An 11,590-nucleotide genomic window follows, 5' to 3' on the forward strand; every position below is an offset into this window, starting at 1 on the left:
ACCTGGGCTACAAGCCGCATGAGAACCTGTGTCAAATCGACACCTTCATGTCACTTACGACCACATCCCGCAGCCAGGAAACAAAGCCGTCCCACAGCCCGGCGATCAGTGCCACGCCGATCCCGATCAGCAGCATGCCACCGAAGACTTGGATAGCCCTGCTGTGCTGCCGCAGCCATCCCAGGCCGGCCACCGCCCGCACCGAACCGAACGCTAGCAGCACGAACGGAATTCCTAGGCCCACACAATAGGCGATCACCAGCACGATTCCGCGGGTAACATTGGCACCGTCAGTAGCCGCGGCGACGGTGATTACCCCACTCAACGTCGGCCCTAGGCACGGCGTCCAGCCGAGCGCGAATACGGCACCCAGCACCGGCGCCCCCGCTACCGTCGTCAAATGCCGCAGACTGAACCGGGCATGGAACTGCAGGGCTGGGATCAAGCCCATAAACACCAGCCCCATCACAATGGTCAGCACACCCCCGACCCGCTGCAGCAGCGCCTGATTAGTAGTCAGCATGGTGGCCATCCCCAGGACGGTGACGGTGTCGAGCACGAACACCGTAGTGAACCCGGCAACGAACAGCACCACAGATCCCGCCACCCGCCACCGGGCCGCACGCGAAGCGTTGATGGCACTTGGTGCTGACTGCACTTCGTCTTCAGAGACACCAACGATCGCTGCTAGATACGACAAATAACCCGGCACCAACGGCACCACACACGGCGAGGCAAACGACACCAGCCCCGCTAACACACACACCCCTAGCGCCGCCAACAGCGGTCCCGCAGCGGCAATCTCGGTGAAGCCGGTCATGGCGTTCCTCGCGGTGGCTGCCCCACCACAGTTTCGTATGCCACCCTAGTTACCACGGGTTGCAAATCTCCGGCAAGCAACTCCCGCAAAAATACCGCCGCAACCCGGTGCTGACGGTCCAGCACCAACGTGGACGGGATCACGGTGGTCGGGTATTTGCCGCCGAAAGCAATCAGGGTCCGCATGGCCGGGTCGTAGATCGAAGGGAACGTGACGTGGCGGTCGTTGACGAAATCCTGAGCCGCCTGGCGGTTGTTATCGCGAACATCGATGCCCAGAAAGGACACCGCCAAACCTCGGGTGGTGTCATAGACCTGCTGCAGCTGGGCCACCTCAGCCCGGCACGGCCCGCACCACTGCCCCCATATGTTTATGACGACGACCCGGCCCGCAAAGGGTACCACGTCCAACGACCGTGTGCACGCTTTATCCACCAGGTCCGGCCCGGAAAGCGGCCCTGGGCGACCGCGGCTCGCGGGCGGATCGTAGAAGATATCGGTCTTGCCGCCGGGCGAAACAAATTCAAAGGTACCGCCTTGGACTACTGCATCGCGACCCAGACAGCCCGTGAGTAACACCGCTAACACTGCCCCAGCCATTGCCAGCCGCCACATGATCACGGCGCCACTCCTCCGCATCGCTTCGCTCTGCATCGTCGTCGGCGCGGTCAAGTGCCCGCCGGCTGGAAATACTCCACGTCGATCAGCCGGTCGCCGTCGTAGACGAAGGTAGTCACAGAAGCCAGCGCGCAATCTCGGCGCCGCGGATCGTGCCAGAGCCGCTTGCCGGTCAGGTGTCGCCGCAGTGTCCACACCGGCAGTTGATGGCTGACGCATACCACCTCATGTCCGACTCCACGGGCACGTGCCTTGCCTATCGCGGTTGTCATCCGGGCCGCGATCTTGACGTAGGACTCCCCCCACGACGGGGTGAACGGATTGCGCAGCTGCCACCATACTCGCGGGTCTCGCCAGGCTCCACTGCCCGGACCGACGCTCCGTCCCTCAAAGAAGTTGACCGATTCAATCAGATCGGGGTCGGTGTCCACGGTCAGGTTGTGCTTGTCAGCAATAGGCGCCGCGGTCTCCTGCGCTCGTTGCAGAGGGGAGGCGATTACCGCTACTACATCGCAATCGGCCAACGCATCGGCGACCGCGATCGCTTGCGCTCTACCCGTCTTAGACAGCCTAAAACCAGGAATTCTACCGTAGAGGATCCCGGTGGGGTTGTCCACCTCGCCGTGCCGCACCACATGCACCCGGGTTTGCTCAGCCATTAAGACTCCCGCTTTCGGTTGGCGACACCAGCTGCGGCTTGTGCCGCGGAGGAAAGTGCTTCGGCGATACGGCCGAATGCGGCATCGTCGAGAGCAGCCGAGACAAACCACGCTTCGAACGCACTGCACGGCGGGTAGACGCCTGCGTCTATCAAGGCATGAAAGAAAGCCGGATAACGCCAAATCTGGCTGCTGCGAGCGGACGCAAAGTCGGTTACTGGCGCTTCGGAGAAGAACACGCTTAACATATTGCCGGCCCGTGGAATCTGGTGTGGCACGCCGGCAAGCGTGAGCGCCTCGGACAGCAGCGCGGCCAACCGGTCAGCGTTGCGATCCAGTGCGGCATAGACGGCATCGTCGGCGGCCCGCAAAGTTGTCAAACCGGCGGCCATCGCCACCGGGTTACCCGACAACGTCCCGGCCTGATACACCGGCCCCAGCGGTGCCAGCTGCTGCATCACCTCGGCGCGCCCGCCGAACGCGGCTGCCGGCATTCCGCCGCTCATTACCTTGCCAAAGGTGAACAGATCAGCGGCGACCGGATCGATTCCGTACCAACCACTTCGGCTGACCCGGAAACCGGTCATCACCTCGTCGATGATCAGTAGCGCACCATGTTCAGCGGTGATCGCGCGCAGCGCCGCGTTGTAACCAGGTGCCGGTGGGATCACTCCCATATTGCCGGGACTGGCTTCAGTAATCACCGCGGCGATCTGGTCCCCTAACCGAGCGAACGTCTGCCGAACAGCCTCGATATCGTTGTAGGGCAATACGAGTGTGTCAGCCGCGGCGGCGAAAGTAACCCCTGGCGAGGAAGGCAAGCCCAGTGTCGCCACTCCAGAGCCCGCGTCAGCTAGCAGTGCGTCCATATGGCCGTGATAGCAACCGGAGAACTTAATGATCTTGGCCCGACCGGTAAATCCGCGAGCCAACCGGACAGCACTCATAGTGGCTTCGGTTCCGGAGTTCACAAACCGTATCCGCTGGACGGGTGCCACTCGCCCGACAATCTCAGCGGCCAGCTGCGTCTCCACTGGCGTCGGCGCCCCGAACGACAACCCGGAGGCGACGGCCTTGGTGACGGCATTGACGACCGCGGGATACGCATGTCCGAGGATCATCGGGCCCCATGAGCAGACCAGGTCGACGTAACGGTTACCGTCGGCGTCGGTGAGCCAGCAGCCACATCCTTCGGTGATGAAGCGCGGGGTACCACCGACCGCGGTGAAGGCGCGTACCGGGGAATTCACCCCACCGGGAATGACAGTGCAAGCGTCCTCAAACAGCTTCGCAGAGATGCGGGCATTTGGTCCGGCCGATGCGGTTGCCTGGTCAATGCTACCCATGGCAACTAGTTTTCCAGCCTCCGCGACTCGTTGAACTACAGGGTGTAAGGCTTGAAGTCGGTCCGCGCCGGCGAGTTGGATAACGGTATGCAACTACCCGAATGGCTCGCCCGGTTCAACCGACATGTCACCAACCCCATTCAGCGGCTGTGGGCTGGTTGGCTGCCTCTGCACGGCATTCTTGAGCACGTCGGGCGGCGATCCGGCACGCTGTACCGAACCCCTCTAATGGTGTTTCACGCCGACGTCAATGGGCAACCCGGCTTTGCGATCCTGCTGACCTACGGCCGTGACCGAGACTGGTTGAAGAACCTAACCGCCGCCGGAAGCGGGCGGATGCACCACAGCGGTAAGAGCTACGGCGTCACCGATCCTCAGGTCGTCACTAAGGCCGAGGCTGCCCAGCACGTGCGCATCGGCCGGAGACTTTTCACGAGTCTGCCGTTCGAGCAAGCGGTGCTGCTCGAACGAACGGTGTGAGAACGAGCGATGTGGATCACCTCCTCTGGACCTCGGAAGAAGGACTGATCCTGTTTATGACTATAGTCCCAGGTAGCTCACTAGCAGAGGCGAAGGCGCATCTGTCGGAATTATTTGTAGTCCGCGTCAGAGATCGGCACGAATGGATCACCGTCACAGTGAACTGACGTCCCACAGCGGTTCTTCTTGCCGTCGACGACTTAGAGTCACTCGAAGAATCCATTGCGGTGCTCTCCGACCCAGCAGTGTTCTGCCCCCTTGGGGAGACCGACGCTGAGCTAGCCCGTGGCGAAGGCGAAAACCAGGACAGCCTTGCCGCAGCAATGCAAGCACACCGAGCTAGGACGTGACCTATCGACAATACGAACTGATAATCGCGTCGATCGCTAAAAACAATTAGCTGAATGACTTTCCGAATAAGTGATGTTCGCTACATACAAGTTCATTATTGGTCCACTGCTCGACAATCCTCACCGAGTTGGCAAGCAGCTCCGAACACCATTACACGATTACTACAGGGCACGTCGCGGTTCCTACCGCGTAATCTACCTGATCGATGACGAGACGTAACAAATCACCGGAGTCAATGTAATTCAATCATGCGGATAGACATTGCACCCGATAAATGGCGGCGTGGGCATAATACATCGGCTTCGGTGCCATACCAATGTAGTCTTCATACTTCGATGAGCCGACCGCTCCCGCCAAGCCGATCAATCTCTGCGGTTCGACGGTTGGTTGTGAGTGCCCTAGGGCATCATCGACCTAGGCCGTCGTCAATTCCTATGCCGGTACAGCCCTCTGTGCTCCGATGGGCTCGCAAGTCGTGTGGTCTGATCGAGGTCACCACCGCGTGCAAAATCGGCGTTCCTGACGACTGGGTATGGATATGGGAAGCAGGCGAAACCATGTCGACCACCACGCTAGTTGCACAAGACTACCGAGGTCTACAAGCGGTCGTTTGAGATGTTTTTTCTGTCTTTACTGTCTGAGTCGCCCGACGAATTCGACACTTTACGGGACTCCCGGTTGACTAGACGATGCTGCGTGTTCCCGATAACTGCATCAGCAGTCATCGGGAACACGCAGCGAGACTTCGTACTGGAGCTGGCCGAGACAGAGGAGCATGAGAAGCCTGTTGCATGGAAACTGCCAGTGTCAAGTTACGTTATAGTAGCGCTATTGTTAAGCTCGCCCCTCTGCGAGGCGCTAGTGGGGGCCGAGCCGATGCCGAACCCCGTGGCGTCAACCGACCCATAAGAGCACCTGAATGCGTGAGTGGCTGCCATCAAACATTGCACGTCCTCGTGCTTGCGACACGCGGCAGCAAAGTCGCAGTAGGTGAGATGCGCGGAATGTGTCTGTACATTGATATGCTGCCAGTGCCAGTGATCATCCTCAACGGCAGCCACCACCCACTCCCGCGCCTGTTCTCGTTGGTGCATAAGTTCACTTACCTTGTCCTGCGTACACGGTAGAGGTGTGTAATGCCCTCCTCTACGATCGATCTCGCGGCCAAGAACGGTCGTTAGAAGCGCGATGCAATGCCATTGCTACCGCTGTGTTTATGCCTACCGCTGCGATGCGTGCCCGGCCCGAGATACATTGTTCACCGCAAGATTCCGTCCTCGTCGGACTACGGCTCGCTGCGCCTGTTCGCGGCGTACTTCGGTGTCAGCGCCGAGGCATTCCTACGTCGGCTAAGCCACCCTCGACCTCGTTCCAATCGAGGTCTACCGCCAACTCCACACCGAGTTCACCGCTGCATACGACGATGAAACCAAACGCGGCTCGGTCGACTGGCGGGCGAGAACTGTTACAGGAATACCGTACACGACCTCGGTAAGGGGTATGTACGGGCGGTGGTGGACGTCCACTGGCGCCATATCATCGACAGCAACACCGCCACAATTCTACTTGGATGCGAAGGCGAGCCTAGATTCCACATTTGGCTGAGTCAGCCGAGCTACAGAGCGTCATCTGACTACCGTGATCTATTCGTTCGATACGAGTGTCATCCGCGATGGGCGTCGTTACCTATTCCGGCCCAAAGTGTTCCGTACGCTATGACCCTTGATACGAAGACTACATCGCGACCGGTCCGATACAAGTAGTTGATGAGGTCCAGCGCGAACTCACCAGGAGCGACGACGACGCCAAACAGTGGGACGACGCGCAAGCCGGCCTGTTCTGTATGCTCGGCCTCCCGATCCAGCAAAGCGTCACGCAAATTTTGATCCTGCACCCACATCTCGAAAACAGGTCGGCAAACAAAGCAGTGCCTATCCATTCGTCATCGCATTCGCAATGGTGAACAGCGAAACTGTAGTCGACAAGGAGAACGAAACCAGGAACATGACCGAGCCAATACCTCCGATGCATGCGACGAACTCGGTGTTCCGTACCTAAATATCATGTAGAATACATCGAGGCACAGGGGTGAACATTCTGAGAATAAATGCGTGGTTGTCGAATAGCGTCGTTGTTGTGCAGGCGTTTTGCACAGTGGGCCGATAATGCTGTTACTTGGGTGATCCCGGCTGGGATCGAACCAGTCATGGATGGCGATACTGGGCGTCGCTGCAGTCCAGATGCTCGAAATATTTCTCTAATAACTGAGTTTCCCAGACGTTTTCCTTAACTACCGGCTTGGCTTTGCCGTGCGGTGACATTTAGCGTACGACCGATCCGCGTCGCCATTTGACGAGGAAGTACAACGCAATCACGACGGCCCACGACAACAGGCCGAGTCAGAGTTGGACGTGCGCGCTGCGACCAAAGGCTACTTACACTCGCACAACCACGATGTCAGCGAAGGTGGAGATAGAAAGCACTGGGAGAAAACATATTGCACCCGCAACTTATCCGGCGGCATCCAGCAGCGAGTAACAAGAAGAACAATGTAGGGCAGTTTAATTAGACAAGTAGGCGAACAAGACGATGACGCCCAATAAGTCGAGCAAGAAAGCGAACACGGCGCAGGTTACGAGCCAACGCTATCACGACCTACTATCGACAAGCACATGGTCACGACATACGGGACCCCGCACCGGCTGAGCTTAATCAGCTGAGCCGGCGCCTCTCGAGGCCAGCTGCCGGGCACGGACAGCATGCGCGAGAAAGTGTATAGGACCGGATTTAAGCATGACAGGACGGCGGTAAGCACCACCGCATTCATGATTTGATCCGCACTGGGAATACCTATCCGCTTGAACGCAGCGACATAGAACTAGGCACCGATCTGCACAGCTTCCCAAGGCAGCAGCACAACCAGCAGAAAAACTGAACCGATGAAAAACACCATGATATGAAGTAACCACGATGTTGGCCGCGCAGTGTACCGCGCTCTCCGAGTTGGGGTTTCAGCGGCGACGATAGTAGCGATTTCCACACCAACCATGGAAAAGATCGCTACCACGATGGCGGCAAAGACAGCCCTCACCCCATTAGGGAAGGATCCGCCATGCGAACCAAGGTTGGATAACTCCAGTTGACGACGTAACCACAGGCCGAGAACGAACAACATGGCTGACACCCAAAAGACCTTAATGGCAGTGATTTTGATTCTGGCGAAATAAAATTTTAACTCCCCACAGGATATGATGGAGAACAGTTCGTTCACAGTCATAATGGCCATCAGGATCAGCGCAGGCAACCACAACAGCATATGAAACCAATAGGTGATGACTTTACCGCCGGCGATGGCCTCAAATCCGACCACGACTACCCAGAAGTACCAATACAGCCAGCCAACCAAGAAGCCGGCCCAGCCACCGAGGGTTTGTCCTGCATAGTCAGCGAACTATCCCGTGCAAAGGGTTCGCGGCAACCATCTTGCCGAGCATCCGAATCACCAGAATTGGTTGGCATACCACACACCATGTAGGTCAAGAATACAACGGGATCGGCCGCATGGTTTACTACGCCAGACCCAACAAACAAACCAGTGTCAATCACGCCGCCAGTAGTGTTCATGTTGAACTGACGCTACGACAGGCCTTGTCGCAACTCCGATGGATTACCCATGGCACTGCCATTGGCAGACAACTGCTCAGTTTGGCATTAGTTATGCTGATCGCAGATCAGCTGCTGACCGGGTTCGACCAGACACATCAGATGCGCCGAGTTGGGATTATGCATCAACAAATCTGACGTTACCGCGGGGTGTCCGGTTTAGCAGTGAATAGTTGGCCATTAATGCTAGCGGCATGGGGTCAGTCCCGAAGGAGTCGTCAAAAGAGCCTTTCTCATGTGGGAATATGACCACTAGATGGCGGACCGTTGTGACAGTTACCGGTCCCGCGCTCAGGATTTTAGACACATGCGAGCAGATCGCGACAAGAGCAACCACCACGGCCGCGGTCAACAAGCACACACCCGTCGGGTGGGGTATGTTGCGGTACCGCAAATTCAGGTGACCGTTAGGCTGCAACGACATGTCGCAGACCCCTGTCAGGCCTTGGGGCCTAAGAAACGCCCACTAGGGTAAAGGTACAATAAACTGACTGGCCGCCTGTCAGGATTCGAACTACTTTATCGCTACCGCTGCCAACCCTGAGATGCTGGGTAGAATAACATTGCCCTTGGGTGCAGCTGAGCCCGACCCGCAAAGCTCAGCCGTCACGGCATTACGCTATGCGTTCCTGACCTGAACCGCCGCGCGATACGGCTTGTGGGCGCTGGCACTAGCGATGCAGCCGCTGATGTGTGGGCTTTGGGTGCCATCCTGGATCCGCTCGAACCGCAAGCCATGCCACAAACCTTGGATCCTGCCCCGTTTGAGTCCGCGACGTCGGGCAACGCCCTACCCGGCCAGACTCACCGACTCGTTCATCTCCACGCATCTCCACGGCTCGTGACGGCGCCAAGACCAATTAGATTGTCGCTTTGCCACTGGGAAAGCCCGAGGTGCTGAATCCAGTTATTGCGTTGCACGGCAAGAGCGGAAACACAGACATGATGCTCGACGCTAGGGTAGAGGGCGCGCTCGCTCAACTAATTAAGGCGGGTCGCGACCGCCGTTCGCCGTGGTCAGCATAGATGGTGGCGATACCTACTGGCACCGACGTGCATGCGGCGTGGACTCCGGCGCAATGGTGCTCGAAGAACTCCTACCGATGCTGTCCTCAATGGGTATGGACACTATCCGGGTGGGTTTCCTGGCCTGGTCAATGGGCGGATACAGAACGCTGCTGCTAGGCGCCCGGCTAGGGCCGTCGCGGACCGCCGGGATCTGCGCGACCACCCCAGTATTGTTCACTTCATTCACCGACAGCACCCCGGCGCGTTTGATAGCCACAACGATTGGGTGCCAAACAGCGTGGTCGATCTGCCGGCGCTGTCGTCAATTCCCCTGCAGGTGGACTTGCGACACCAACGACAGCTTCTATTTAGCCCCCGTCAATTCGTCAACCAGCTGAGCTGGCAGCTTCTTCTCTGGGCGGGCACAGCATTTCGTATTGGTGAGAGCATCTATTCGGCGAGCTAGACGGGATAATCCGAGCAGTGGCTGGCACTTGTCATAGACAAGCTAGCCGATCGCGCCCTGGCTGATGGCCGAGACCAGTCAATACGTTCACGACCACTGTCAGCTGCCGCAGTGAACTTCTGGCGCAAGCCACTCGTCTTACCGCTGAAAGATCTTACCACTGAAAGGTTGCGGGAGGTTTGAGATGATGACGCTGCTGGTCTGCATATCGACAGTCACGCCACTTGCCGGGCTTGGCCTGGTGCTGCTGCAGGAGCGGCTGGAGCGCTGGGCCTATGAACGGCATGCACAAGACTAAGACGTTTCACTGCTTAGTTTTTCGACTAGCGCTTGGACAGTAGTCGGGCCACGCCGACCACCCCCAGGATCCCGGAGAGCGTTCCCAACAACAAGGTCAGTAGCAGTTGTTGAGGGTCATACACCACCGACATTGGGGTCGGCCACCCGTCTGCAATAGGCGCGACGGGAACCGTGTAACGTGAGCGCAACCAGCTAACCTGAGCGCCCACGAAAATGAGAGAAGCCAGAACGAGTTCGATCACCGCTCGATAACGAGCAATCACCTCGGTGACCCGTTGTTGTCGTCATCACCGACATCGGCGCTATCCACTCGGGCGGGTTCCACACGCTCGTGGACCAGTGAAGTCAGTGTCGCCCGAAAGGGTCGATGATGACGCGCCCAGGCTTGTGCGGTGCGCCCTCCGTTGAGCTTAAGACCGATGCCGATGCGGCCACGCGGCACTCCGGCCAATTCGCCAAGCGCCCGCGCCGACTGCCATGGCTGCAGCTCCTTGTCGGATGCCGGTGCATTCTCGGCTTCCGGATAGATCTTCACAATTTCGGCAACGAGGATCGTCTCAGTACCCTGACGCAGAGCGTCGTCGGTTAGTTCGACTGAGTAATGGATCCGCGCCGCCTTTACCTGGATACCAACAAATCCAGACACCAGAACCAGAAAGATCAACGGGATCACCGGCTGCACCGAAGCGCCGCTCCAGATTTCAATCAAGATCATGAACGTCGCTGCTACCGGTCCCGATAGCAGCCAAATCCAGCTGGCACCGGGCTCATAAAACAACGGCTTGCGATTGGTCTCCGTCGTTGACGTCATCTGCAGTTCCATCTCGTGATTGTGACTTATGGGATCGTCACGAAAGCCAACCCGCCACATCAACTGCCCAGTACGTGAGTATAATATCTGCCCCAGCGCGCCGGATGCTCGTCAACGACTCCAGCGCAGCGGCACGTTCGTCAATCCAGTTGTTTGCGGCCGCAGCACAAATCATCGCGTACTCCCCGGAAACTTGATACGCAGCCACCGGCACCGGCGAAACACTGGCCGCCGCAGCGACGACGTCCAGGTACCCCAAAGCGGGTTTGATCATGATGATGTCTGCACCCTTGTCGATATCCAGCTCAATTTCGCGCAACGCATCACGGGCATTGCCTGGTTCCTGCTGGTAGGTGCTCCGGTCACCGGACAGACTGCAATTCACCGCCTCGCGGAACGGTCCGTAGAACGCCGAGGCAAACTTCGCGGCGTAAGCGAGGATCGCTATATCAGTGTAACCAGCGCTGTCCAGTCCGTCTCGGATCGCGCCTACTTGACCGTCCATCATCCCGCTCGGACCAACCACGTGAGCACCAGATTCCGCTTGTGCCACAGCCATTTCCACGTACCACGCCACGGTGGCATCGTTGTCCACTCGACCTCGTTCGTCAAGGACGCCGCAATGCCCGTGGTCGGTAAACTCATCCAGGCAGGTATCGACCATCAACACGGTGGCATCGCCAAGATCCTTGGCCAGGTCACAAAGAGCGACGTTGAGGATACCGTCGGGATCTACCCCAACCGAGCCGGTTGCGTCCTTATCTTGATCGCGCGGCACGCCGAACAGGTTCAGTCCACCCACTCCAGCAGCGACAGCATCGACGGCGGCACGACGCAGCGAATCCCGGGTGTGCTGCACAACGCCAGGCATGGAAGCAATCGGCCGCGGCTCGTCGATACCATCGGCGACGAACATCGGCAGGACCAAATGCCTTGGCTCCAGAGAAGTCTGCGCCACTAGGCGGCGCATCGCAGGAGTGGAACGAAGCCGACGCGGTCGGTGCCGCGGGTAACTGCTACCACTCATAGTGGCCACAAGCATCCATGCAATACCAGCCCTGTCGGCATA

At 58.4% G+C, this 11,590-nt stretch carries 13 protein-coding genes and 2 pseudogenes; 5 read left to right on the plus strand and 10 right to left on the minus strand.

Going from position 1 to position 11,590, the window contains the following annotated elements:
• Positions 1-31: 31 nt before the first annotated feature.
• The 4 genes from MUBE_RS04955 to hemL are packed head-to-tail and all read right to left on the minus strand — an operon-like array spanning position 32 to position 3,442.
• Positions 32-820 (minus strand): cytochrome c biogenesis CcdA family protein, encoded by a 789-nt coding sequence (locus MUBE_RS04955; protein WP_116539708.1) that lies wholly within the window; start codon positions 818-820, stop codon positions 32-34.
• On the minus strand, positions 817-1,434 hold the full coding sequence (locus tag MUBE_RS04960) for a TlpA disulfide reductase family protein (protein WP_165849720.1): 618 nt from the start codon (positions 1,432-1,434) through the stop codon (positions 817-819). The genes MUBE_RS04955 and MUBE_RS04960 overlap by 4 nt, the downstream gene beginning before the upstream one ends.
• 53 nt (positions 1,435-1,487) lie before the next feature.
• A complete protein-coding gene (locus tag MUBE_RS04965; RefSeq protein ID WP_116539710.1) occupies positions 1,488-2,096 on the minus strand; it encodes a histidine phosphatase family protein in 609 nt (202 codons plus the stop codon).
• Positions 2,096-3,442, minus strand: a complete 1,347-nt coding sequence (gene hemL, locus MUBE_RS04970) for a glutamate-1-semialdehyde 2,1-aminomutase (RefSeq protein ID WP_116539711.1) — start codon at positions 3,440-3,442, stop codon at positions 2,096-2,098. The genes MUBE_RS04965 and hemL overlap by 1 nt, the downstream gene beginning before the upstream one ends.
• Positions 3,443-3,529: 87 nt before the next feature.
• On the opposite strand from hemL, the gene MUBE_RS04975 reads away from it, so the two are divergent.
• From MUBE_RS04975 to MUBE_RS20705, 4 genes and pseudogenes are all read left to right on the plus strand, one after another.
• Entirely contained in the window at positions 3,530-3,922 is a 393-nt protein-coding gene (locus MUBE_RS04975) for a nitroreductase family deazaflavin-dependent oxidoreductase (RefSeq protein WP_116539805.1), read from the plus strand.
• A 423-nt stretch (positions 3,923-4,345) separates the two neighbouring features.
• A complete protein-coding gene (locus tag MUBE_RS04985) occupies positions 4,346-4,492 on the plus strand; it encodes a type II toxin-antitoxin system RelE family toxin (protein WP_116539712.1) in 147 nt (48 codons plus the stop codon).
• A 215-nt stretch (positions 4,493-4,707) separates the two neighbouring features.
• Positions 4,708-5,906: pseudogene (locus tag MUBE_RS17255) on the plus strand (ImmA/IrrE family metallo-endopeptidase).
• Between the two features lie 120 nt (positions 5,907-6,026).
• Positions 6,027-6,236, plus strand: coding sequence for a hypothetical protein (locus MUBE_RS20705; RefSeq protein WP_481318829.1), 210 nt, complete (start codon positions 6,027-6,029; stop codon positions 6,234-6,236).
• A 669-nt stretch (positions 6,237-6,905) separates the two neighbouring features.
• On the opposite strand, the pseudogene MUBE_RS17260 reads toward MUBE_RS20705, so the two are convergent.
• A pseudogene (locus tag MUBE_RS17260) lies at positions 6,906-7,679 on the minus strand (amino acid permease).
• A gap of 375 nt (positions 7,680-8,054) precedes the next feature.
• Positions 8,055-8,360 carry a hypothetical protein gene (locus tag MUBE_RS15100; RefSeq protein WP_133297053.1) on the minus strand — a complete coding sequence of 102 codons (306 nt, stop codon included), beginning with the start codon at positions 8,358-8,360 and terminating at the stop codon, positions 8,055-8,057.
• A gap of 449 nt (positions 8,361-8,809) precedes the next feature.
• Between MUBE_RS15100 and MUBE_RS17265 the strand changes: the two genes are divergently transcribed.
• A complete protein-coding gene (locus MUBE_RS17265; RefSeq protein ID WP_243632833.1) occupies positions 8,810-8,962 on the plus strand; it encodes a hypothetical protein in 153 nt (50 codons plus the stop codon).
• Between the two features lie 13 nt (positions 8,963-8,975).
• On the opposite strand, the gene MUBE_RS17270 is transcribed toward MUBE_RS17265, so the two are convergent.
• From MUBE_RS17270 to hemB, 4 genes are all read right to left on the minus strand, one after another.
• Positions 8,976-9,221 carry a hypothetical protein gene (locus tag MUBE_RS17270; protein ID WP_243632834.1) on the minus strand — a complete coding sequence of 82 codons (246 nt, stop codon included), beginning with the start codon at positions 9,219-9,221 and terminating at the stop codon, positions 8,976-8,978.
• Positions 9,222-9,733: 512 nt separating this feature from the next.
• The gene (locus MUBE_RS05010) at positions 9,734-9,973 is read right to left on the minus strand and encodes a hypothetical protein (protein WP_116539713.1); all 240 of its coding nucleotides are present in this window, start codon (positions 9,971-9,973) and stop codon (positions 9,734-9,736) included.
• Positions 9,970-10,521 (minus strand): DUF3093 domain-containing protein, encoded by a 552-nt coding sequence (locus tag MUBE_RS05015; protein ID WP_207801664.1) that lies wholly within the window; start codon positions 10,519-10,521, stop codon positions 9,970-9,972. The genes MUBE_RS05010 and MUBE_RS05015 overlap by 4 nt, the downstream gene beginning before the upstream one ends.
• Positions 10,522-10,558: 37 nt before the next feature.
• Entirely contained in the window at positions 10,559-11,548 is a 990-nt protein-coding gene (gene hemB / locus MUBE_RS05020; protein ID WP_116539807.1) for a porphobilinogen synthase, read from the minus strand.
• Positions 11,549-11,590 lie beyond the last annotated feature (42 nt).

The organism is Mycobacterium uberis (genome assembly GCF_003408705.1).
Lineage (GTDB): Bacteria > Actinomycetota > Actinomycetes > Mycobacteriales > Mycobacteriaceae > Mycobacterium > Mycobacterium uberis.

Coding starts and splice junctions, on each gene's coding strand:
- MUBE_RS04955 (WP_116539708.1), bottom strand. CDS start 820: ATGACCGGCTTCACCGAGATTGCCGCTGCGGGACCGCTGTTGGCGGCG.
- MUBE_RS04960 (WP_165849720.1), bottom strand. CDS start 1,434: ATGTGGCGGCTGGCAATGGCTGGGGCAGTGTTAGCGGTGTTACTCACG.
- MUBE_RS04965 (WP_116539710.1), bottom strand. CDS start 2,096: ATGGCTGAGCAAACCCGGGTGCATGTGGTGCGGCACGGCGAGGTGGAC.
- hemL (WP_116539711.1), bottom strand. CDS start 3,442: ATGGGTAGCATTGACCAGGCAACCGCATCGGCCGGACCAAATGCCCGC.
- MUBE_RS04975 (WP_116539805.1), top strand. CDS start 3,530: ATGCAACTACCCGAATGGCTCGCCCGGTTCAACCGACATGTCACCAAC.
- MUBE_RS04985 (WP_116539712.1), top strand. CDS start 4,346: ATGTTCGCTACATACAAGTTCATTATTGGTCCACTGCTCGACAATCCT.
- MUBE_RS15100 (WP_133297053.1), bottom strand. CDS start 8,360: ATGTCGTTGCAGCCTAACGGTCACCTGAATTTGCGGTACCGCAACATA.
- MUBE_RS05015 (WP_207801664.1), bottom strand. CDS start 10,521: ATGACGTCAACGACGGAGACCAATCGCAAGCCGTTGTTTTATGAGCCC.
- hemB (WP_116539807.1), bottom strand. CDS start 11,548: ATGAGTGGTAGCAGTTACCCGCGGCACCGACCGCGTCGGCTTCGTTCC.